Here is a 24995-nt window from a genome sequence, read left to right as displayed (position 1 = left end):
ATTGTCCTCCCCAATATCCATACATTTCCATGCCCGGCCCAAAAACCGTTCAGGCTTCAGGCCGGGCCATGGAATAGCTGTCCGTATATTATTTGGGCGCCAGAAGATTCCCCAGCCGGATCGCAATTGCCGCAGACTGTGCTCTTGTCAGCACGCCCGCCGCGTCGAGTCCCGCATCCGTTCCCATAATGACTCCATTCTTCACGCTGACGGCCACGTATCTTGCGGCCCATTCCGGCAATGCCGGATTATCGGCAAACGAGCTTAAAATGTCTTTGACCTCTTCATCGCCGATAGGGCTTGCCGCTCCCGCATAATCCAGCATTCTACCCGCCATGACCATAGCTTGAAGCCTGGACAGCTCTTGATCCGGCCTGAAGGTATGATCCTCATAACCGCTGACGATGCCTCTATCCGAAGCGATAGCGGCGCTCCTTGCGAACCAGTCGCCGGCGCTTACATCGCTGAACTGTGAGGATGCGGTTTTGTTCATGAGGCCCGCCGCACGCAGCAGCACCGTAGTGAACTCCGCTCTTGTCACCTCGCTGTCCGGAGCAAAAACGCCTTCGTCCCGGCCGACCATCAACAGCTTCGACGCCGCCTCATGAATGGTGTTTTTGCCCCAGAAGTCATCGCCGACATCATGGAATGATGCTTGGCTGCCGATAAAAGCGATGCTGCCGTTGCCCGTCAGATTGGCTTCCACATAAGCTTTGCCGCCGGACATATCCAGCCGCCACGGGATCGTTGTCCAGCTGCCGTCGCGATCCTTCAGAATAACTGCCGTCAGTTCTCCGGCCGCTATGTCATCCGGAACCGGTATTCTGACAACCGCGTAGCGATCATCCTTCACAGGAAGCTCGAAAGCGACTCCTTGTCCTAATAGCCAGGCGTTCATTCCGTCAGCAAGGGCCTTAAAATTCTGCATCTCGGAATTGCTGCTTCTGGATATCTTCACCTGGGAACCGTCCGTCCCTTGCCGGAACGAGTTGGCGCTCATCTGCACGGAAGCCAAGTGTGTGTCAATATAAATCGCCTGGTCGGCTCTAACATTTTGATCCAGATTAAAAATATACGATTGAGCCGATGCATCGCTTGCCGCAATACGGATTTCTCCGGCGTTCAGATCTTTGCCCGCAACGGTCAGCGTCAGCACGCCGTTCTGCAATTGTCCGAGGGCCGACTTGCCGTTGACGATCGTAGACACCGTTGAGATGCCTCCGCCGCCATAACCGCCTCCTCCACCGCCGCCGTTTCCTCCGCCGCTGCCTTGCTTCCAGACCTGGGCCGCGATTCTTGGGCTTGCCCCCAAGGCCCGCTTGTCTTCGGAGCTTCTCTTCGCAACAACCAAATAGTCGCCATCGGCAGCAGGCACGATCATATTGGAAGGCAGAAGCGTCCAGCGGGACAAGTCTTCGTACAGTTTAGGCACAGCCGCGCCAACCTTGTACACCAGCTCCGCTCCGTCCATACTACCGGCGTTCGACACGCTGAGTTTGGTTTGGCCGGTTGTATTGCCGATCGGACTCGACACTACCGACAAGGCTTCCAGCAAGTCAGGCACCTTCACGACCGTCAGCGAGCTTATCGCCGTATCTTCAGATACGTTGTAGCTGGCGCTAACGATGCTGGAGCCCGACTTCACCGCCTTCAGCGTTCCGTCCTCCCCGACCTGAACCGCCTCTCCCATGTAACTTGAGAAGACCAGCTTATCCATATCCTCGCGAGGGACGGGCACCTCCCGGTAACTCACCTTGCCCGCCGCGTCCTTCCCGCTTGGGTATCTCAGGAAAGCTTCCACCTTTTTGCTTTCTCCCAGCGCCATGTTCGCTGGTTTCCTTAACACGAGGGCAGTCGGCGCCTTGAAACCGTCATTGGTCACATCGACAACCGCCTCGTTTCGATTCCCCGCTCCATCCACAGCGACAAAATTCAGCTTGACCCCGGGCTCCTTGCTCGCTACAGGCACGGTTCCCGCGAATGTACCGTCCGGCTGCACCGCGATGCGGGTGCCATTAACGGTAAGCTCGGCATCATTGCTGGTCGTCCCCGATACGGCAATACTTCCGTTCGAAGTTCTGTCCCCTGTGCCGGGAGAAGAAATATAGATGACAGGTGCGGTCGTATCCACCGTTAAATACAGCATCGTGACGGAGAAGTCGCCCGTATGTTTGTTTTTGGCTCTCAGCTCGATGCCGTAGGTGCCGTCTGTAGGAAAACCGCTCAGATTCAATACGCCCGAGCTGCCGCTTCCTTGGCCCGAAAGCTCCAAGGACGCTATGCTTTGCTCCGAGTAAACGGCTTCCACCTCTACATCCTGCTGATCGGAGACAAGCTCGATGCGCTGGGTTGTATTTGCGGTGAGCACCGTAATTGATTTCCCTTCGGCTCCCATCTTGCCCGTAGGAGACGAAAGCTTCGGCTTACTCGGTACAGGCAGCAGCGTTTTAACGGAGTCCGCCCTGTCAGACCTATGCCAATTCTCGTGCTGATCCACGCTTTTCGGAGGCTTGACAGCCGCCGTGACGCCGATCACATATTCATTTCCGGTTTCAAAACCCGTATGCTTCACCTGTGCCCCTACGGAACTTCCCGAGAGGGAATCATGATCCACCTGGTTGGAGCTGGAAACCGCATTCCATCCGCCAACACGGATATGCTCGTATTGACCGGAGGTTTCATTCCAATACTTTTGTAGTTCTTCCCCTTCAAGCGTGATGCCGCCGAATGGAGGATAGGCTGAAAGCTTTCCTCCGGCTGATTCTTGAAGCGCATCGATATTATAGCTCTGCGGGTATCCTTTTTGTTCCGGTTTTTCCTTGCCGGGCTTGAAGGATAGATCAAAATATCCATTGCCGACGGGAACGATCTTCACCTGACTAACCGCCTCAGGGGCCAGCGGGTCGACGATGCGGAACTTCTCAGCGGAGCTTTTGGTCGAGAAGCCCGCTACCGAGTGCAGCTCCGCTCGCAAATAATAATCTCCCTGGCCGATCAATCCGCGTATATCTTCCATACCGCCCAGCAGGGGTACCTGGCTGACATCAATGACCTTGCTTCCGGTACCCGTTAAATCGACCGGCACATCTTTGGCGATCAGCATTCCCGGGTCTCCGACAGCCGGCACTTGCACCGTTTGGCCGTTGCTGTCTTTTGCCGCAGCCATCTCTCCGGTAACCGCATCCTTGGACAGATAGAGGCTCACGGTATCTCCGTTTTTGACGCTGCCAACCTTCCATGATGCTTTAAACAACTTGGTATCGGAGGTATCCGGAGTCAGCTTGATTTCTTCCAAAGTAGAAGGAAGAGGCACGTTCAGCAGTTTGGTCTCCACAGTCTGATTGGCATACAGCGTCCAGCTTCCTCCCTTGATCACCTCTTTGGGAATCGCGACATACGCTTTTCTCCGGTCCGTTGTGCCTTCTGACGGAGAGCCTTGAATAAACTGGGTGTACGCCGGCAAATGTCCTTTCTCCGCGACAGTCCCGGTCGATGCGGACGCAGCGCCGGCTTCATAGAAAACAACCGGATATTGGGTTCCGCGCGTATTGTCCACCAATATCAGCTCAGGAGTTTGTTGGCCGAAATACTCCACCTCCAGCAAGCCGTTTCCGGTCACGCTACTCATCGGGAGATTATGATTTTTGCCGCCGTTCGAAACGGTAATCCCGCCGATGCCGACATCCATCGAACCATTATCCAGGATGCTGACGCCATCTCCCGCGCTGCGATATTGGATCTCATGCAGTTGATTTTCATCCCACACCTTGGACGTAGCCACGGGCTGAATGCCTTCCCCGATCACAACCAGCTTCGGTCTGTCTTCCGGATCCTGTAACTTAAGGTAAGCAAGACCTTCCGGCAAACCTTCTCCCGAGGTGCCGAACTCCAGGTCGCCGCTCCAGTAATAGGTGACGCCCACTTCGATCACGATGAAGCCAATGCCGATGCCGATGCCGCCCCATATTTTATCGTTGTTAAGTCCCATGAACACGCTGCCTAATTTAATACCGCCAACGATAGGAACACTCGACGGGATTTGCACCTTCGCCCCGACAAAACCGTCAAAATCGACCCGGTTCTTCTCCAGATTCTGACCGACGAAGATTCTGGCGTTGCCGATAATGACATCCCAGCCGAATACATCCAGCTCGGCCTCGGCCCGCACAAACCACGGGGTCATCCATTGCGCCTCGATCAGCGCCATCGTCAGCATCTCGACTCTTTTGGACGAAGGGCTCGGAGAGTAGTCAAGCTTTCCTTCAAGCTTGATTCCCGACATCCTCAGCAGCAGATCGATGGAGCCGTAGAATGTCGCAGGAGGCAGTCCGAATTTAATATCCACTCCGGCTCCAATGGTCAGAGGCACTCCGCCGCTGCCTCCGGCAATCGTATCTGCCAGTTCACGAACGGAACCTCTTACGCCCGTTAAATACGTTGCTCCGGTGATCAGAACGCCCGGATCCATATCTTCGGCGCCAAACGCAATGACGTCGGGCAGCACTCTGCCGTCGGCCACCTGCTTGAACCCGAGTTCCGCGCTGATCGTGGCGATGTTTTTGAGCTCCGCCTGAAATTTCATGCCATACTTGTTGGATATGCCCGGCATCTTCTGAACATAGTGGGTGACATTAAACTCTCCCGACACGTCCCCTGTCGTTCCTTCGCCTTTGACGACGATATCTTTGCCTTTAGCGTCTTTTTCCCCTGTTTTCTTATTCTGAGACGCCAGCAGGCCCATATCCTTCTCCAAATTGAATTTCAAGGCAGCATCCACGCCTACAAAACCCTTCTGGTTAAAGAGCACATCTTTTACCTCAGGCTCCAACACCTTCAGGTTCAGCTTGCCGGCAAAGGAAACCCCATCCTCGCGAAGCAAAAATTCGCTCAAGGCCAAAGAAAGGCCGCTAATTGAAAACCCAGGTGTTGCATACATGCTGTATTTATTAAAATAAACCTTATCAATCGCGATTTGCCGCAGCGGATTCATTCTCTCTCTCGCCGCGCCTTTCGCCCACTCCAGCGCACCGTTCAAGGTGCTGTCTTCAGGGTTATCCTTGGCTTTCTTGGCTTTCTCTTCGGCCAGCTTCTGCCGGGCCCGCTCGTCCTTTGCGTCCTGCTCCTCCTGGCTCAGTCTGAACGTCTTTTTGAAGCTGTTGTAGAAGTCCAGCGTCCACTCTCCGCGGTAGAAGAGGAAACCGCTGTTGTAGATGGTGAGGTCGCCGTCCCCTTTGACAAACAATGTGCTTAGGAACGGGAGATCGCTGCTCATGCCAAGCGCCTCAAGTTTTCCTTTGACAAACACGATGTCCTTGCCCTTATAAGCTACCGTTTTGTTGATAATGGCCGGTTCCGTTTTCGTATCGACCACGTATTCCGCTTTGTCCCCGCTGCCGATCTGCTTGATCATGCCGCGAATTTCGACCAGCATCTCGTCGCCGCCGCTTTTGCTGCGCTTTAATTCGTCTTCGCTTTGGAAGGTTTCGACCCGATAAGCGGCCACATTTTGAAAATCGACCAGCCCCGCCTCGTCGTAAGTAGGGTCTATCGCCTTACTGGCTCCTACCAGCGCGGTTTTAAAAGCGGCAAATTTCGTTGCATCCGCAGTTAGCTGGCCGATATTGGCCACGTTGTAGCCGGGGTATGCCCGGTTTACTTCGGTCAGCTTGGCGCTCGGATTCACCACATCGCCCAAAGCGTTCACTCTCAGATCGACGGTCGTTTTGGTGACCGTCAAAATTTTCGCCTCGCGGATTCTCGCTTTATCGTTATCTGTAACCCGGAACGATTTCGGCGTTTTGACGCTGTACATGGCGGACATTTCCTCGTCCGCTCCGCCCTTAAAATCAATTTCCACCCGATACTCGCCAAGCGGAAGCTCCGGTCCCAGGCCCGCGGAGAGCACCTTGCCATAGTCATCCACCAAATCGCCGGTACGGTACGTAATCCGCATATCACCCGTAAGACCTTCGTCCGTAGGTTGGATGATGACCGAATCCTTGACCGGAACCTTGTATCGTTTTCCCGTCAGCACTTCTCTGAAGAACAGGTCAAAGTTGGGAGCTACGTTTTGGTTTCCCGTGTTATACGCCTCGATATTGGACATATTGAGCGTGATATATTTGTCATCCTTGCTGTACGCCTCCTCCGGGGACATGGCGTACACGTAAGTAGGCGTTGCCGTTCCTACCGGGGGCAAGAAGACGAACCCTCCTTTGGAGGACGTGTATTCCGCCTTGATTCCTTCATCCTGAATCGTTTCCACCTTTTGGCTTGTCTCGGGACTTTTGGCCGTAAGCAGGTACTGCTTCACCGTTGGCCAGGCCCTGCCCTTCGCTTTCACCTTGAAGGATACGGAGACGGTATCGCCGGGTTTGTATTTGGGCTGGATCCCTTGGCTTGCTTCCTCCGGCGTGGCTTCTTTCCGAAGGGTCAAAGCGGAGGACCTATAAGGAGTCGTCATGGCGTTTCCTTTAGCGTCTCTGACGATATTTCCACGTTCATCCAGCTGTACAAAATCAAGACCGCCGTCAAGCGTGAGCTCCAGATCGATGTAGGAATGCTCCATCTGAAATGCCTGGAGATTTTCCACCTCGGCTGTGATGTTAAAGATGCCCTCATCCTGATAGGCGCTTGCGTCATCAAGGGTAGCAAGCTGGTCCACAGGGTCCATATAGCGGATGGAGAACACCTTGTCCGGCTGGATAATTTCCCCCAGGCCATACACGGTTTCAAAGCTCTTGACGCCGCCCGAGGCGATTTTTTTCGGATTCCAATAGAGAGCCACTGCAGCATCGGCAGTTCCGTAGTCATTGGTATCCCGGGTAAAATCCAGATTCGGATTGACTGTGTAATCCCATTTCGTATTGGCAAGGCCGTTCCAATGTCCGACGATCATCTCGTCTACAATGTTGACATTTTTCTCGGAGAAATTGTTGAACCCGTATGCAATCACATTGGTAGCCAATGGATTGGTCAAATCCAGGTTATCCCTCATCACCCAGTAAGGGGGGAGCTTGTACAGCGGCCGCTCCCTCTCCGATATGGCCGGGTCATCTTCGGGATTATGAACCAGCTTTCTCTCCACAGTAAGAGGCGATTTATAGGAGGTGCCAATCTGGAAAGCCGGGCCGTCATTTCCCCCAACCATCGTATCCAGCAGCATTCTGCTGCCGATCTGAACTTCGGCTCCCGTGCTGTTCGCAACCTCGTATCTTACATTGACGTTGCCGGCATTTTGTTTGTCCGACGAATTTGTGTACAGCATCAGAATCTGCTTGATTTGGATTCCCTTGATCGTCCACACCGTTTCAATCTGCTTGGTTCCGTCGGTGTTGGTTACAATCTGGGGCTGAGTCACCTCGGAAAAGAAATCGACAGCAAATTTATATGGATTCCCGAAAATATAATCCGTTCCGTCAATCCGAAAGGTGGTGAAGGACGTCTGCGGATCATCTCCGCCGAATAGCATATTGACGCCCTTGTCTTTTTTCCTTACAGGCTGCCCTCCGACCGTACGGATCCCGAAGCGTCCCGATTGATTGTCAACGGTGACTTTGATGAAGTCGTTGGAAATCGTCGTGACCCCGATCTTCTGAATTTCCTCGGCCAGCGCAGCCACAGGAACCACGCTCATAAGCAGTGATATAAGCAAGGTGTAAACCATACATGCAAAGAGCCTTTTTCTCAAGCTTTTCATAATTGTTGTTACTTCCTCCTTAGCCTGTCTTAGGATTTATCGGCCCATGTTTCCTATAAAGAATGTGGTATACTCCCGCTCTCTTTCCTGCGTTCTGACAATGAGGGTATACCAGCCCGTCTTAGGAAACTCGACGGTGAAGGATTTCTTTAGAAGCTCCTCCAGGGATAGACCCTGTGCGACATATTTCATCTGACCTTCGCGGTAAAGCCCGCTTTGGTAGAACACATCGTAGGTTCCACGTTCGTTCACCAAGGTTTCTCCCGCTACGTCCATCAGATTGTATCTGGATATTTTGAAGTTCACGACATTCGTGTCAAACAGCACTTTCTCCGATTGGCTTGCGGAAATCAGAAGATCATTGCCCAGAATCATGAGGCCGTCGCCAGGCAGCACGTATACTTTCTGCTCGGCCGTGGATATGTTGCCTGCTTCGTCCCTGGCCGTATAAGTCACGGTTTGTCCGCCGATCTTTGATGAATCCAAATAGCTGGCCTCTACAGCAATGTTGCCCGGCTTGGACCGGTCATCGGTCACAGTGAAACCTCCAAGGTCGGTTAAAGCGTTGAAATTGGGTTTGTTCCGCTCGACAAAAGCAATCGGCTTGTTCAAAGTAATGACAGGAGGCTTGTTGTCAAGTCCTTGCACAACGATAGGCAGCTTGTTGACGTTGCCCAGAACATCGCTGATCGCCAGGGCAGTCTCACCATTCGCCGCGTAAATTTTGGAATAGCTGTAGTTTCCGTTTGCATCGCTAAGCAGGTTGGTGTAATCCCCGTAACCGTCCTTTGCCGGAGCGGTTCCCAAGAACACCTGGTTAGGAGCTTGCACGCGACCGGATAAGGTGATCTTCATCTTGCCTTTGGCAACTTTAACGCCGTCGATAACTACGATGCGATCGTTTTGCAGCACATTTCCGTCATCATCGACAAACTCATATTTAATGCTGGCAGGGTCGGGCAAATAAGGAACGATGGTGGAAATTTCGTCGCTGACGACTGACGAATTGCCCGCATCGTCGACTATCGTAAATTTCCCTTCTCCGTTCTGGTAAAGAACCGTGCCGTTTGTGCCCCTTACAATTTGGAAATTTTTCGCCTCGGCATTCGGTTTCTCCACATTCAGCACAACCCCCTGGGACAACAGAACTTGGCCGCTTCCGTCTTGAATCGTTTTGAACGTGTTGCCTCCGTTTTCCCCGTAGGCATATGAACGTACGACTCTCGCTTCCGGCGGAGTTTTATCTATGTTGTAAACCGCTGCCGTGACGGATCCCGCGTTGCCTGCCTCATCCTCAAACATAAATGTAAAGTTTCCGTTCTCGTTAAAGGTGTAAACGAATCTTCCTTCATTGTTTAACACCTTTACATGCTTGGAAGTTTCCAGCCGTGCAATGACATGGCTGTTGGTACTCGCTGTCATAGAATATTCAATGCTTCCTACAGGAAGCACGGAGTCTAAATTGTCAACTACAACCAAAAGCGTATCCGTTCTTGAGCTGTCCGACAGATCAGTCAGGTCAAAGGAATAAACACCGTTCTGGGCGATGCTGAATTTGTTGCCCTTCCGGGTAGGCTCAGACGGATTGCGTCCCGCCGATGGCACGGCCCGAATGCCAGCCGGAACCTTCAACTCCAGAACAAAGTTTTCCGGCTTCACAGGACGTAACGTGCTGTGTGTTGCAATTGCATATACCGGTTCGTCGATGGAAACGGAGCTCGCATTCAAGCTTACAGCCGCGCTTTCCGCGCCTCCCGGGCTTCTGAATTTGGCCTTAAGCAGGAAATGTCCGGAATTGCGATCCTTAAGTCCCCCTACTTCGATAAAATTGGTGTAGGGAAGCCACCTGCTCCAGGAAACTCCTCCGTCCGTAGAAATGGCGTATTTGTAGCCTTCCTTCATAGGATTTTCCAGGTTCAGCCTCACGACCGCCGTATACCCGTTACCGACCTCCTCGTATATATAGAGCAAGTCCGAATTCGCGGCAGCAGGAACCTCCGCTGCCGGTTTTCGAGACACCTTGAACGCTCCCGTATGAGCTACGGCGCTGTTGCCTGCGGCATCCTCGCCGAGCACGTAAAGCATAAAGTCGGCTGTTTCACCCGGAGACAAACGCGTAGAATCAATCGTCACCGCCCCATCTCCCGGAAGCTCCACCCATCCGCCGGATTCCTTAGCAGGCGCCTCGGCGTCAGCTCTTAACCATTGGTATTTCTTTAATGCCACGCCGCTTAGCCGATCGGTTACGGTCACGACAACACGCTGCTGCTCGGAGGGATAAGAGACGCCATTTTTGCTAAATGTGATTTGCGGAGCCTCGTTGTCCGCCAAATATTGCTTGGAATACGTGTAGTATCTTTCTGTACCCGCTTCCTTGACCTTCACATAAACCCCATAAGTCCCATTGATTTGGGGATCTGCGGGAATCACATACACCAAGCCGTTCCCGCCCCCATAGACGGAATTGCTCACAGTGCCGTAAACGGAGCCGCTCACCGTACCGTAAACAGACTGTGCGACGGACGGATAATCGGCAGGAGGGGCCGAAGATCCCGTCACGGCGTATCTGACGTTTTCTACGTTAATTCCGTTCATCGCGAAGCGGACCTCCGGACTTTTCGTATAGCTGCCGTTCATTTCCGGATCGAAGGCGGCGTTGACTCTCACCGAGGAATCTACGGTTACAGAGGCGCTCATCTTTTCAATGATCTGATTGCCCGCCTTATCCACCGCCTTCACGGCCAATTGATAGGCCCCGTCCTCCGGCACATGGTTGAAGGTCGTGATTTCGCCGCTCGCCGGAACATCCGACCAGTCTATCTCTTGCGGCTCCGCTCCCTGCTTAACCCATTGGAATTGCTTGGTTCCTACGCCGCTGTGCTCATCGGTAACGGTTACCTGCACCTTGACCTCCGGCGTGTTATTCCCGCTGAGCGCTCCAAAGTCGATTTTCGGCTTTTTGTTGTCCAACAGTAACGTCCCTTTTTCATACGTCCAGTTGGAATCGTCTTGCTTGAAGTCGTCAAGCGGCCATTCCGAATAATTTCCTACCTGCACCATTGCCTTGTCTTGGGCATATTTTTCGGCGTCCGCATCGGAAGCCCCCGGATTGTTCATCTTGTATTCGGCAATCCAGCCATTAAAGTTCGCAGCGTTTGCCGCCTTAAAAGCCTTCATTTTACCGTATTGCATAAGCTCTCTTGCCGAATCCCAGGTCATGTCCGCCGTCCAGGTGTGAAGATACCAGGCTCCGCTGTTCTCTTCCGTTAAGGCGGCTGCCGGCGGCTCGATCGTATTGGTTTTATTGTTGACTACCTTCAACGTTACCGTGTTGCCGGGGTACAAATCTTCACCTGGCTGCTTGGCCGTCAAGGAATAACGCTTGATTGCCGCAAAGCGGTCCTCTTCCTTCCCTGCGAACGGATCGGCAGGGCTCTGGCTCCACGTATAATACACCAGCCCCACCTCCGGCGATTGCCCGGGTTGTACCCCAGTCATGTTGCCTGGACGGTAGATGCCTTTGCTCGGCCGTTTATCGACGCTTCGATCCGGATCAAGGGCAGGCACTTTAATATCCGGGTCTGTGGCATCGATTGTGATTTTTCCGGATTTTCCGTATACGGTGCCACTCACTCCGGCCGGAGAATAACGGAAGCCGATCTCGGGCGGCGTATTATCAATGGACAGATTAGCCCAGTCGATCTTGGTATAAGGCACCGCTTGGGAGGGATCCTGGGAAGGAGCTCTGTCCTTGTTGGCTTCATCCATAAGCAGATTGCCGGCGTAATCCTGGATAACTCCCGTATCCGTCCCTTTTGCCTCGTGGGTCAGGGCAATCGCTTTTAACAGCGGGGTTTCCACATTCAACCCGACGGGAATTGTCATTTTAAATTTCCATAGCTTCGTGTTTGGTCCCGTATTTTCCTGAGCGGCGTATTTGGCCTTCATTCCGTTATTGAATAAAAGATACAGCCCCTCCGTCGAAAGCCCGTCTTTCACTACCGTATCTTCGGTAAGCTGAACGGTAAATTCGATCTCTTTCCCTTCATTTAATACAAGTCCCGAAGGAATTTCCGGCGTGATGCCGTTGCCTGTCAAATTATATTGGGGAGGCACAGCGTCCACGATGATCCTATAGCCTCCGTGATTATAATCAAACGGATTAACCGTCCGGTTGCTTAAAAAGCCTTGACTGCTCGGGTTCGCTTTCAAGAAGCTCGACATATCCGTAAGCGGATTCCCCGCCGCGTCATGAAAATCGGCTGCCGCCAGCCTGTCCTTCATGCTGTGCAACGCATTCTGGAATTTGGTCTCCAGTTCTCCGCCGTTGCCGATCGGATTATTGCCGGTATGGTGATAAACCGAAGCCTTATATGCGTAAGGAAACTGCTTGATATATTTGAACGTGTCGGCATCGCTCCGATTGTAACTGATGGAATTGTCATAAAAGCCGTCAGGCATACTCATGCCCTGGGTCTGGTTATCTGTAGGCAAACCTTGGCCGTCCGGCACCGTGTACAGAAAGTGCTTGTCGAACACTTGAGCTGCGAGGTTGGTTGCTCTTACAGGTTTGCTGAAGTTATATTGCAGCTGCAGAGACTCGTTATTTTTCAAAAACAACTCTTGCTGTCCGGCATTATTGACTCTCTCCGTGCCGTCGGACGTAAACGTATAATCCGAAAGCACCGGAGCGACAAAGTCGCCAAAGCTCAATACGATATCCTCGACTTGAGTTCCGCCGTCATTTGTTTCCGTCTGAATTACGATGTAATCATCGGCGTTAAAAGACAACCAACCGGAATCCACGGTTCTATCCGGATCGGTAGATCTGGAATATCCCTCGAATTTGGAGGTGGCATTCTGGTAATTGGCGCTGTATTTCTCATCTAGTTCAAATCCCGTATAGTCATAATTTTTGCTGGCATAGGCCCAAATATAGGCCCCGTTGCTTGTTGTTGAATTCAAGCGGGCCTTTACCCTGTATTTGGCGCTTTTACCGTCGGCCAAAGCTTTAAGAGCCGGGATCTGCTTAACGTCGATAACCGCCCAAAAATGCCCGTCAACGGTATAAACTCCGGCGCCGTTGGCATAGTCATCATCGTATTCACCAGGCTCCCAATCACCGTCCTCGGATTTCCCCCATATGCCTGGATATTTCGACGGCTCCTTGGCTTGATTGTAAAATACGGACCACATGTTGTAGCTTCCCAGATTGGACGCATAGTCCGATTCACCGCCCCATGAGACGCCGGTAGAGCTGTTGTTCATGATTTTGGCCCCTACGTAAACATATCTGTCCTCGTATTCGCCAGCCGCCTTTGCTTCCTGCGGAGAAATCGCCGATAGTATCGGAGCCAGCAGGAGAACGGCAGCCATCAGCCCCGCTATTTTCCCCAAACCTTTACCCAATTTCATTCTGTAATCTCCTCCCTGTCTGCTGCAAAAAATCTAGCAATAGGCTAATGTCCGTCTTGTTCTAGCACCTGCTGCACCGCTTGCGAGTCTACAGCCAGATGAATGCCGTTCATCGCGCGAAGAGAACCCGACAGGATCCCGGCAGCATACCCAAACGAATCCAACAAAGGTCCGCCGGACATGCCGCTCACGAGCTGTGAAGACACCAATATACGATCCCTTCCGTTGATCGGAGCGCGAGGTGCGTTTACAATGCCTTCCGTAATGATTGGAGTGTCCTTCATGGGATAACCGACGGCGAAAATGTTCTCTCCATGTTTCAGCGCGTTTGTCCGCAGTCGTATGAACGGGAATGGGCTCTCGGTTCCCGAAGCGTCTATTGAGGGGGACAGCTTAAGTACCGCTGTATCCGCCGTGCTATTCTCCGTTATCGTGTGGCAAGATACAACGGAAGCGTCGCTCAGCACACATTCGACTTTGTCCGCTTCCTCCACTACATGATAAGCGGTCAATGCCGTACCGTCGGGCCGAATCACAAAACCGCTGCCCACATCTTTCAGCGTACCGTCGGAGCGAAATGCTCTGACATAGAATACCGCTTGCTCTACTGCGGCATATAAGCTTTCCCCGTCATATTTGTCCCGACGGTCATCTTGAGCAGCGGATTCGCCGAGAAACAGGAACAATGCCAAGACAACCAGCATCATCGTCCAAATTGTTCGTCTCATTTCGACATCTCCTTTGTGACTTTCGTCGCAGGTCTGATGATGATACCTAACCTATTATAAAAAGGCGTTCTCTCAAAAATCTCACAAGACCTGGAACATGGAATCAGGAAGAAGAAAAGTTAAAATAAGGATTTAATTGCTCATTGTGTAACAAAACAAAAAAAGCAGCTGCGTTAAGCAGGCTGCTCTCGTAAAAAAATACAATATTTAACTTTTTGGGACGGACAATTATTTACATATCATCAACACATTGCCGTCAGGATCCTTGAAATTAAACCAATGGTTATTTTCAATCCCGGTTATGAATTCGACCTGCTTGCTCTGCATGTATTCGTAAGCTTCTTGGATATTATCCGTCCGCAGTTGAAGCGCTGGCACCTTATACACATTGTCCGGGCTGTAAATTTTGCTATCCAGCACGATATCCGGCCCTTCCATCGGGAGCACGTAAATATGGCCGAAAAAGATCTCCCCGGCTGACGGTAAACCCAATAGATCGCAATACCAATCCCGTGCAGCTTCGATACTGCTGACCGGAATAAAAACCCCGCCGATCCGATTAAACACAGGCTGCATAACATGACCTCCAGAGCATTTTTACCACAATTATTCTCCGGATGCTCCATATTTCCTCTTTCTCATCTCTAAATTTCAAAAGCGCCGGCATTCGCCTTTTCAGTGGACTCAAGGCGTCGCGCCGGCTTCTCTTATGCAGATATTTCCCGTGAAGCAATACTCGTGAAGTGAATTCACGACAGATTTCAACCCGGCAACGGTCAGCGCCTCCCTGCCAAACCAACTTCGGCAGCGCTTACATATATTTTGGGCAAGTACAACACTGTTTGACCGCGCTTATTTTTGGGTATTATAACAAAACTGTTTCTCTAGACCCACACGGATGTTGTCAGTTATCATATCATTTGTAATTCTAAATCAACGGAGGCTTCAGATGGAAAGCGCATATGATGAGATCAGACAAGGCGAGAAAGGCGCATGGCTGAGCATAGCCGCCTATATTATTCTAGCGATAACAAAATTGGCTGTAGGTTACTTCTTTAATTCGGAGGCGCTGTCGGCGGACGGGTTAAACAACTCGACGGATATTATCGCATCGCTTGCGGTTTTGATAGGTTTAAAAATATCCCGCAAACCGCCGGATAAAGATCACCGCTACGGCCATTACCGGGCGGAAACCGTAGCCGCGCTTATCGCGTCTTTTATTATGTTTTTGGTCGGCTTGCAGGTATTGTATCAATCGGTTTCGAAGTTTGCCGTCCCAACGATCGAATCTCCCGATATGATTGCCGCTTGGACAGCGCTGTTCTGTGCGGGCATGATCTATCTCGTTTATTTGTATAATGTGCGTTTGGCGAAAAAAATCAACAGCCACGCCATGATGGCTGCCGCGCAGGATAACCGGTCCGACGCCTTTGTCAGTATCGGCGCGTTTATCGGGATCCTCGGCGCACAATTCGGACTGCCTTGGCTTGACCCGTTAACCGCCATCGTTGTTGGCATCATTATATGCAAGACGGCCTGGGATATTTTTCGCGATGCGACACATGCGCTGACAGACGGTTTTGACGATTCGGAGCTGCAAACTATTAAACAGACGATCCGAAACGTGCCTGGGGTTAAAAAAATCGTCGATATCAAAGCGCGGATCCACGGCAACAACAAGCTGGTCGATGTGACGATCGGGGTCGATCATCAGCTTAATGTGGCGGAGAGCCATGAAATTACGGAGCAAATCGAAAAGCAAATCTTTAAGTCGCACCGCATTTCCCATGTGCACATTCACATCGAACCGTATATGGCTGCGAATCGGTAGTGCAAAAAAAGAAAAAACCTGGGAGTTCGATTGAACTGCCAGGTCCTTTTTATGTGCGTGGAGTTACTTATCGTGCGTAGGCTGGGGATAAGCATGCAATGTTGTGAGAATAAGAAGTCAATGAACCAAAGTATCGTCACAGGAACGATCAAGCTTCTTTTATGCGCGGCGACCCGTTCTGGACATAAAACCATCCGGAAGGATCACGGACTGAGAGAGACTGTCGATTCATTGTGCATCATCCAAACGTTGAGCATCATCCAACCATTGTGTAACCTCCAACGTTGGAGGAGCCCCCTTTTTAACGGACATCAGCACAGCTACATAAACCAAATCTGTGGTTTGCTCAATAGGGACGGACACCAGCGCTCTTATTTGACCTACCATCGTGGTTTCCCCGGCTTTTTTGGGCAAATAAAGTCGCGCCTGTCCGTTAAAAATGATAACCTCGATTTTTGGGCCACATAACGGCGCGCCTGTCCGTTAGCGTTGGAGCATGACGTTCGCATGCATAAGGCCAACTATAGTGACGAAGATGTCCGTTACAGATGCTCCTCCCGCCGTTTTAACGCCTTCACCGCTTGGCAAAAAGATTATTCGAACGTCCGCGCCAATTCGATATCTTTGCGCACATCGTCAAGATAATACGGATAACCAAACGTCATCTTGACCCGCGCCATGAAATACGGTTTGTTATGTTTGCTCCATATATGTCCAAGCCGTTCCCAATGCGTATAAGCCTTTTCCAGCAGCGTCACGGCAGCCGCTTTACGCGACTCATCTCCGCTCAGCCGGTAGCGGTTCAATTCCAGAGCGGCGGCGAACTTGCACTCGTAATACCGCCCCATTTCCACGTAACCTTGCAAATCGTGAAGCGTACAATCCGCATGCCCGCCGCACAGCTCGCCTAGGCTCTTGGTCAACGTTTCGCAGGCGAGCTCCGTCTGCGCCGAAGCATCCCGCAAGATGCGGATGATGTCCAGCGGCGTCTCGTATGACGAAGCCGCTGCCTCCGACGCCTCGCCCGCTAACGATGCGGCATCAGCCGCTCCCTCGCGTTCCGCTTTGGCAAAATCAGCGACACTCATCACGCCGACGCCTGGCATGGACTCGCCGTTCACAAAATCCAGTATCGTCTTGAAGCCGCTGACCTGCGACAAGCAGCTTTCGGCGTGCCACTGAAAATCGTAGTCGATCCAGAACAGGCGGTTGACGGCCGGAATGATTTTGGAGGCCTGACGTAAGCCTTCCAGAAACATCGGTGCGTGGTCCGGCCCGTAATGCTCCCGCAGCAGATGCGTCCACACGTCGTCGCCCGTTGCCGGATCGTAGGAAAGCCGGCCCCACAGCTGGAACTGGAACAGATGGCGTTCAAAATCGTACTTCCACGTTTTGTGCCCATGATCGGCATGCTGAAAATCCCGGCCCCACAAGTAGCCGTCCGCACCCCAATAGAAACCTTTCACGTAAGACTTGCGCATGCCTTTTACATAAGCCCGCACATAATCGGGATCTCCCCAGCGGTGGGTGAACACATCGTCGTTGCGCACGGTATACAGCACCTGGGTTGTCTCCAGGTCGATGCCCTCCCAGGCGTTCCACAGCTTCTCGAACTGCGGCAGCGGATGCGAATAACAATGGGCATTCGAATATTTCCAGCTGATATAAAACTTTTGCGGATCAAACTTGTTTTGCACCATGTCTTTAATTTCTTTGCCGGCATTTTGCATATTGGTACGGTGAATAAACGGCATGTCGCGTCCGGATTGCTTGATCGCTTCCACATACGTTTCCACGATCCACTGCTCCCGTTCATAACCGGTGCCGTCCATCCATTCGCTGGCCGATGTGCCCAGCCCCTTCAGCTCAGGATATGTAAGCAGCAGCTGCAGCACCATTTCGCGAATGTAGTCGCGAATGATGTCCGATTGTCCGCGGAAACGGTTCAACGTGATGCCGCCCCGATGAATGAGGTCGTCGTACATATTGCCAAAATCCCCTACGGCTTCCGGCAGCCCCAGCCCTTTGGCCACTTCGGGGGTGATCCGGATGTTCCACGTAAATAAGTAGACGTCGATGCCTCTGTTTGCTGCATAACGGAACAACTCGCGGAAAAACCGGATATTGCGGTCGATTTGCACGTCGCTGTAAGGGTTGGCTGCCCGGTATTTCGGCGATACAACCATCAGATGGTACGGATGCTCCGACCAGAGACTCAAGCAGTTGTAGCGGTTTAAGGCCAGCATATCGATGTACGCCTTCCAAAAACCGATGTTCAGGCACGTCTCTTCGTTCAGCACAAACGGATCGCCCGAATCAAACGGGGCGTACGGCAAATTGTACTTGATGCCGCGCATGCCCAGCGCAGGCTGGCGGCTGATGTCCTCACCGTCCTGCAGCCCTTCTCCCCGCGCCAGGCGTTCGGCCCATTCCATGCAGCCGTACATGACGCCGCGGGAATCCGAACCCTCAATATGGATACGCTCCCCCGTGCGGTATATGCGGAAAGCTTCTTTGGCGTAAGCCGGAGCTTCTCCTCTGCGTGGAACCCGCCTTGTTGCAACGATCCCGCGAGCCGGAAGCAGCCCGCCCGCCGTAAATGAAGAAAACTGCTCAACGAAAAACACGCCGTTTTGTGCCAAACTTTTTTTGATCTGCTCCACGCCAAACCGGATCATGGCATCTTTATGGTCGTATATCAGCTTCATTTTCGGTCCTCCCATATGATTAAGTTGTTATCCGCTTGTAAACGATTACCTCAGCGATACCCGGTATTGCTTGGGCGTCATGCTTACATGCCGTTGAAACGTCCGGTTTAAGTTGCGCTCGGAGTAACCGACAATTTCGGCGATTTCCATCACACTGCGGTCCGTATCCTGCAGCAGCCGCTTGGCCATATCGACCTTGTATTCCATCACATATTCGACAAAAGAGATGCCGACCTCCCTTTTGAACAACCGGCTGAAATAAGACGGACTCATGCCTGCAAGCTCCGAGCAGTCGATTAACGAATGGTCGGCTCCAGGATATTCCTTAATATGCTTGCATACCTTTTGCACCGCAAACTTGGCGCCCATTTTTCTGCTTTCCTCCGTAATTTGCTGGTACAAGGGAAATATGATTTCGATAAACCATTCGTAAATTTCACGCGACGTCTGGCGAGCCTTCAACTGATCGAACCAATTGTCTCCAAGCGAATCGATCATGCCCGGTCCCTTCTCCTCCAGCGATTGGATGATCGACGATAACAGCACATAATAACATTGAAAAATCGCATTATAGGAACCCGATACTTTAACGTGTTTGGCGAAAGTGTCCAACGCCTGCTCCGCTAGCGCCAATTCGCCGCCGGACAATGCTTCGACGATCTGTTTTTCCAGCTCTCTAGGGTACGAGAACAGATTCTGCTGTCCATACTGCCCAAGTTCGTCGTAGAACAGCACCGATTGCGTTTCGTCGAACATCCGGTGCTGCAAAGCCCGCTGGGCTTGCCGGTACGATTCGCACAAACGCACCGCATCCTTGGCAATGCCGCCGATGCCAACAGATACCGAAAACGATAAATATACCGCCAGAGCCCGCCGAATTTCCTCCGCGAACGTTTTGACCATCCTCAGCATCTGGTCCTTGTCCGTTTCCTCTTGAAAATGAAGAACGGCCACCCCTTCTTTTTCGCCCTGCTCCACCACATAACCGGTAAGCCCCGATTTGACCAGCAGCTCGTTGATGACGTTGGTTACGGCAAATGTGACGATAGCCCCTTCGCTTGGCAGGAACCGCTTTTCCTTAAACATATTTTCCACAATCGTCACAAGCACGAAATAATTGCCCTGCTGCGGAATATCGAATTGCCCGCACTCCTCCAGCAGCGACGAGCGGCTTCCCGCACCGCCCTTGAGCAGCTTTTGCAGCAGGCGGTCGCGCAGATTGGGCTGGATTTGCTTCAAGTAATTTTCGAGTGATACCGACTGCTCGCTTAAATATTGCAGGCATGATTTGATGTACTCAATCTCGTTTTCCTTCGACGCCGCTTGCTGCCCGTGCTGCAGCTGCTCTCCGTATTGAAGCAGCTTTTCGATCGGATTGTAGGCTCTTCTCGAAGCCAGCCAATTCAGCACAATGCCCATGCCCAAAAATAGGATGACGGAAAACACGATCATCGCGCGAATCCAACTGAGCTGCTGAAGCATCTCATCCTCCGGGATCAAAGAGATGTACGTTCTGCCGACCGTCGTTTTGCTGAATCCGGCCAACAGCGGCGTATCGTCCTCTTCCCCGTGCATGACATGCATCCCTGAGTTCATTTCATCGGCCATGATTTGGGTTAAGCCGGGCATTTGCTCAGCAGGACGGCCAAGCCAATGATTGTCGGTGGAATGAAGGATGATGCTGCCGTACGAATCAACAACGATAAACGATTGATGTTTGGAATAAGCGGCATGATTCATCAGCATGCTGCGCAGCTGGCTTTCCTTGACATAGATGATGACGGCGCCCTGCGGGTCGTTTCCGTTAATCAGCCGCACAAACGCCACCAGACCGTTTTTTCCGCTCTGCGGAAGATACGTCCATCTCGCCTGCTCCTTCTGGCGCATCGCGGCTTCGACGTCTTCACGTTCAAAAAACTGCTCATAGGCCATATACCCGTAATTATTGGACAACACAAATCCCGATTGCTTATCGTAAAAAACGATCTCATTAATGAAGCTGTTGGAGTTTTTATGAAGCTGAAGCGTGTCCAAAATCAAGATCTGCAAAAAAATATCGCTGCTGAACCCGGCTTTGCCCAGGTTGTCTTTGATTGTCGGATTGTTCGCGATTTTCAAAGAATCCGATTCGATATTAAAAAATGCGTTCTCCATCCGGTCTTTCAGCAGCAGCAGCGATGCCTTGTTGTCTTCTTTGTATTGGTCTGTCAGCTTCACCATAGAAACATGATAATAAGTGCTTCCCGCAAGAACGATGGGAATGGAAACGGACAAGCAGCCAAACCAGATCAGCCGATTGAAATAAGTAGTGCGCGGCAATAAAGTCCGCAGCCGGTTCACGATCCCTAGCAGCCAATTCCTCATGTCTAACGCTCCTTTGCGGCCGGCAAGGGTGGATGAAGTCGGTTCGCATCAATGGTTGCATGCTGCGCGGCCTTACTGCCATTGTACAAAACAGGCCCGCGGCAAAAAACAGACATTTCTTGTCATGACCGCAGTACGCGATGCGCGGCAATAAATGTCTGTTTACGGCATTCGTATTCCCTTATTTAAACTCGACAAGCAAACATTCCCACACGTCCAAGCGGTCGACAGTCACCGTTAGGCGGTTGCCGGCTATTGTATAATCCAGCGGCTCCTCGGAAATAAGCCTGCGCACCCCGCTTACCTCCGCGCCTTCATCAAGCAGCAGCCGGAGCTCGATGTTATACAATGGAACCGTCGTAGCGAGCGGTCTACGGCCCGCTCCGTTGACCAGATGCACAAGTCTGGCGCCGTCTTTTTCAAACATAGTAAGCTGCATGCCATGATATGGAGTTACCTCCACCAGCTTGTTCTCGCCATATCCTATTTCTACGCAATTTGATAAAAACAGGTAATGTTCAACGAGCTTATATTCGTTAATCAGATGGCTGAGCGAAAACGGCAGGTACAGCGCAGTCCCCAGTCCTCTCCGGTTCAATACGGCCAGCGGCAAATCGGTATGGCTTACCGGTAGCGAAGCCCGTTCCGGCGGAGCGCCGACGCTTTCCAGCGGGGAAAATGGCGGCACCAGCGTCGCCAGCACCTCTGTGTTATCACTTGCCGTCCGGCAGTAGACGACCCGGCCCCGGTGGGCGATCAGCTCCGTTTGCTCCAGCCCTTTTTGCAGCGGATTACCGCTGCCTTCAAAGCGGAGATACGAAGCCACAAGCGATTCTCCGGACAACATTTCCCCGGAAATACCGAGCAATTCGAGCAGCTTTTCATTGTCCGGCAATGCTCCTTCGGCAACAACATGCCCCCCTTGCTCGACAAACGAAATGACGTTTTCCGTAAATGACTCGGAGTAACTCATGCCTTCAGGGAGGATCAGCGTCTTATACCGGGACAATCTTTCCACGGTCGCCTGCTCGGTCAGCAGCACATCAAACGGCGTCTGATTGTTAATCAAGCCGTCGGCCCAGCCCTCGGCCGCCGAATCGGCCGTCCACATCAGCGCAACCTGAGAAAGCGGAGCGGCATCTTCCATATATGATTCAATTTTTTCTACATTTTTGTTGAATGAACTAACAACTTCCAATATCCGCTTGTCTCCGATCGTATCGGGGATACCCGTTAACGAATGCCAAATGCTGCCCCCATGCGCGGGGATTTGCGACAGCCAGAAGCGGTATTCCGCAGGCGGCAGCCCCGTATGACGCCAGTCCATGCCCGGCGAGGAATGCACGATGCCAAACGGCACAGGCCGGTCGGGCAGCGATCGGCCTAACTTGATGCTGAGCGCAGGCTTCCAAAATTCCGGAATATGATGGTGTCCAAGCGACAGTATATCCTGCGGTTCGGTACACAACATGTCGGTCGTTTGCGCACGGTCGAATAAATTATCGCGGTACAAATTGTAATAAAGAATCATCGGAACTTCGGGATTTTTTTGCTTGATGGCGCCGTAGACAGCGTCCATATTGTCTCTCAGACACGTGGAAGCCCAATCCGGCTCATAATTGTTGGGTTCGGAAGGCAGTTCGATTCCGTAACGCTGCTTATATTTGCGTTTGCATATTTCGCATGAGCACGCCACAAAATTCGGCGCATTAAAAAAGATCCCGTCGATTTCATAACGGTCCAGCACCTCGTTCAGCACGGGAATCGCAACCGCCTCGCTGCGGTAGGCGCTGTTAATGCAGGTGGACATCAGCATCGACCAATTGCCGGGCCGCTTCGCTCCAATAATTTGCGGCTCGCCTTCAGTATTGCGCACAAACCATTGAGGCCGCTGCAAATATACCGTATCTTCGGCTTTGCTGAAATCGAACCTGGCGATGAAGCGGATATTCTCGCGGTGGCAGGCGGTTATCACTTCCTTGAGCAAATCAAACGACGCAGGCAAAAACTCATTGACCGTATGATACTTCACTTGTGTCGCATACCATGCGTAAATGCCGCCCACGTTAAAAACGATCGTATTGGCGCCCATGTCCTTCATCTGTGCGGCAAGCCGCTGGGGGTCTATCCGCTCCGTATCTCGTACCTGCAAGTTGGGCTGAATGACCCGCAGCGGCTTCTGCCACCATGCTTTGGATTGCGCGTTCATCTTATCCTCTCCTCGTGAAGCGTTCCGCAGTAGAGCCGGTGCTTAAGAAGCAGCCGGCTTACCTGCGAATAGCCGTTTTTATCGTCATCAAGAACCTGGTCCTCTGCAAAACAGTTAACCCGCACTTAAGGATCATGTCCTTCGCTCGTTCTGCTGCGCTGCTGGCGGCCTCAGAAGACCTTTGCCTATTTGCCCATAAACTGCTTGTAGGAGGCCGCAAACTCTTTAAAAGCCGTTTTCATCTCCGGCAGATTGTTCAGCTTATCGATATAAGCTTTATACTCGTCCATCGTAATTTGTCCGACAATCGCTTTAGTGACCATAGCTTTCCACTCGTTTTCATATTTCGTCCACGTATTGTTCCATGTTGTCGATTGGGAGAACGCAAACGGATTTACTTTGCCGATCTCGTCAAACTTCTCCACTTCTTTTTTCTTCGCATCGTTAAAAGCTTTGGTGCCCGAAGCGCTTTCCACCTTGCCCCACTTGGCATAAGCGAGCACACCCGCGCCTTTGCTTGTCGTATTGACCTCTTTTACGCCTTGTTCGGTCAGCACCTTCTGGCCGTCAACCGACTTGTAGTGCACCCCTTCGATGCCGTAATAACCAAGATCGGTAATTTCCTGGGAAGCGGTGTAATCAAAATATTTCAGCAGCTGCTTCACCTTTTCTTCAGGCACCTTCTTGGAAATGTAATATCCTCCGGACACGCCGGTTTGCAGGTCGACGGCGTCGCCTTTCGGCCCCTTCAGCTGAAGATCGAGAATTTTCGGGTTCGGCTGGGTTTTGGCGATCGATTTCTCCCATTCGTCATCCCACCAAATACTGCGCACATACGATGCGGCCATGCCCGTCTTGTACAGCTCTTCGGCTTGCGTTTTTTTCATCACGGCAAATTCCTTCGGAAGCACCCCGTCCTGATACAGACCGCGGAACCATGCGACCAAATCGGCGTATTGCGGGGTAAGCCGCGATTCAATCAGGCCGCCCTCCGCGTTATAAGTCGGGTCCGATGCCCCGAAGCCGGCGGCAAAGCTGGCATCGCCGTCATTAACGATGACACCGTGGCCGATCAGGCCAAGCGTATCGTTTTTCCCGTTGCCGTCGGGATCGCTGGTGACGATTTTTTTCAAGGCGGCGGCATATTCGTCAAGTGTTGTCGGAACCGGAATATTCAGCTTATCCAGCCAATCCTTGCGGATTTTGATCCCCGGGTCGATCCGTGAGCGCGAACGCGGCACCGCGTAGATTTTACCGTCGACGGTCAAATATTTCAGCGCGTCTTTGGCCAAATTATTTTTTAAATTCGGGTACTGGCTCAAATCGCCGAGGAATGGCGTAAGATCCCAGAACGCGCCGTTGCGGATCGCATTAAGCAGCGTCGGGCGCGTTGATGTCGGCGAAGCGAGCACTTCGGGCAAATCGCCGGAGGCAAGCAAGAGATCCAGCTTGGTGTTTAAATCGCCGTCAGGCACCCATTCGATGTCCAGCTTTGAATTCGTTCTTTTTTGCCACTCGGTCCAATAAGCGTTGTTCATGTCAGGCACATCGTTGTACAAGCCGGCGAACATCTTAATCGCAAGCGGTTTTGATTCCGTCTTGGCCCCGGCCTGCGCTTCTTTCTTCGGCTCCCCCGCGCCCGGCTGCGCGGCCCCTTTGCTTGCTTCCTGACCGGACGAGCAGCCTGCGGCGAGCGATGCCGCGAGCATAACGGACACCCCTGTCGACATCCAGCCTTTCATACTTTTCCCCATCTTTTTGTCCTCCCTTAAAAATGTAGTGAAACGCTCAACATCGGCACTCGGCAGCCGGCGGCGTAAGCGTTTGCCATGTTTTGCCGAGGCCACTGAAAAAGCGAACGCTGGCGCTTCTCCAGCATGATTTCGTTCACTTAAGCTACTTTTTCAGCGGCCTCTGTTTTGCCTACGCTGATCTTATGCCAATATCGCCGGGCGGCAAACAGACAATCCGTGCGGTTTCTCCGTTGTGAAGGGCCATCGCAATTATTGTCCGCCTGCGCGTTAGTCCGCTTGCCTCCGCT

General features: G+C 52.1%; 9 protein-coding genes. 1 reads left to right on the top strand and 8 read right to left on the bottom strand.

Annotation, left to right across the window (positions count from 1 at the left end; all coding sequences use genetic code 11):
• Positions 1–88 precede the first annotated feature (88 nt).
• The 4 genes from EYB31_RS11645 to EYB31_RS11630 all read right to left on the bottom strand — a co-directional run bounded on the left by EYB31_RS11645 (position 89) and on the right by EYB31_RS11630 (position 14418).
• Entirely contained in the window at positions 89–7654 is a 7566-nt protein-coding gene (locus tag EYB31_RS11645; RefSeq protein ID WP_165452357.1) for an S-layer homology domain-containing protein, read from the bottom strand.
• An 81-nt stretch (positions 7655–7735) separates the two neighbouring features.
• Positions 7736–13114: a hypothetical protein gene (locus tag EYB31_RS11640; protein ID WP_131013491.1), complete on the bottom strand. Its 5379-nt coding sequence runs from the start codon at positions 13112–13114 to the stop codon at positions 7736–7738.
• Positions 13115–13158: 44 nt separating this feature from the next.
• Positions 13159–13842 (bottom strand): S1 family peptidase, encoded by a 684-nt coding sequence (locus EYB31_RS11635; protein ID WP_131013490.1) that lies wholly within the window; start codon positions 13840–13842, stop codon positions 13159–13161.
• A 228-nt stretch (positions 13843–14070) separates the two neighbouring features.
• On the bottom strand, positions 14071–14418 hold the full coding sequence (locus tag EYB31_RS11630; RefSeq protein ID WP_131013489.1) for a VOC family protein: 348 nt from the start codon (positions 14416–14418) through the stop codon (positions 14071–14073).
• A gap of 373 nt (positions 14419–14791) precedes the next feature.
• Between EYB31_RS11630 and EYB31_RS11625 the strand changes: the two genes are divergently transcribed.
• A complete protein-coding gene (locus EYB31_RS11625) occupies positions 14792–15673 on the top strand; it encodes a cation diffusion facilitator family transporter (protein ID WP_131013488.1) in 882 nt (293 codons plus the stop codon).
• 593 nt (positions 15674–16266) lie between these two features.
• Here the strand turns inward: EYB31_RS11625 and EYB31_RS11620 are convergent.
• The 4 genes from EYB31_RS11620 to EYB31_RS11605 form a co-directional block, all read right to left on the bottom strand.
• The gene (locus tag EYB31_RS11620; protein WP_131013487.1) at positions 16267–18381 is read right to left on the bottom strand and encodes a hypothetical protein; all 2115 of its coding nucleotides are present in this window, start codon (positions 18379–18381) and stop codon (positions 16267–16269) included.
• 45 nt (positions 18382–18426) lie between these two features.
• The gene (locus EYB31_RS11615; RefSeq protein WP_131013486.1) at positions 18427–20745 is read right to left on the bottom strand and encodes a helix-turn-helix domain-containing protein; all 2319 of its coding nucleotides are present in this window, start codon (positions 20743–20745) and stop codon (positions 18427–18429) included.
• Between the two features lie 181 nt (positions 20746–20926).
• A complete protein-coding gene (locus EYB31_RS11610; RefSeq protein ID WP_131013485.1) occupies positions 20927–22954 on the bottom strand; it encodes an alpha-amylase family protein in 2028 nt (675 codons plus the stop codon).
• A gap of 185 nt (positions 22955–23139) precedes the next feature.
• Entirely contained in the window at positions 23140–24708 is a 1569-nt protein-coding gene (locus tag EYB31_RS11605; protein WP_240762326.1) for a type 2 periplasmic-binding domain-containing protein, read from the bottom strand.
• Between the last annotated feature and the right edge of the window lie 287 nt (positions 24709–24995).

It is taken from the genome of Paenibacillus thalictri (genome assembly GCF_004307995.1).
Classification (GTDB): domain Bacteria; phylum Bacillota; class Bacilli; order Paenibacillales; family NBRC-103111; genus Paenibacillus_AF; species Paenibacillus_AF thalictri.
Note: the sequence above shows the minus strand (reverse complement) of the source record. Positions and strands in the feature narration are given on the sequence as shown.

What these genes read in the sequence shown, in the direction of transcription:
- EYB31_RS11625 (WP_131013488.1), top strand. Translation starts at nt 14,792, where the DNA reads ATGGAAAGCGCATATGATGAGATCAGACAAGGCGAGAAAGGCGCATGG.
- EYB31_RS11640 (WP_131013491.1), bottom strand. Translation starts at nt 13,114, where the DNA reads ATGAAATTGGGTAAAGGTTTGGGGAAAATAGCGGGGCTGATGGCTGCC.
- EYB31_RS11605 (WP_240762326.1), bottom strand. Translation starts at nt 24,708, where the DNA reads ATGGGGAAAAGTATGAAAGGCTGGATGTCGACAGGGGTGTCCGTTATG.
- EYB31_RS11610 (WP_131013485.1), bottom strand. Translation starts at nt 22,954, where the DNA reads ATGAACGCGCAATCCAAAGCATGGTGGCAGAAGCCGCTGCGGGTCATT.
- EYB31_RS11635 (WP_131013490.1), bottom strand. Translation starts at nt 13,842, where the DNA reads ATGAGACGAACAATTTGGACGATGATGCTGGTTGTCTTGGCATTGTTC.
- EYB31_RS11615 (WP_131013486.1), bottom strand. Translation starts at nt 20,745, where the DNA reads ATGAGGAATTGGCTGCTAGGGATCGTGAACCGGCTGCGGACTTTATTG.
- EYB31_RS11620 (WP_131013487.1), bottom strand. Translation starts at nt 18,381, where the DNA reads ATGAAGCTGATATACGACCATAAAGATGCCATGATCCGGTTTGGCGTG.
- EYB31_RS11630 (WP_131013489.1), bottom strand. Translation starts at nt 14,418, where the DNA reads ATGCAGCCTGTGTTTAATCGGATCGGCGGGGTTTTTATTCCGGTCAGC.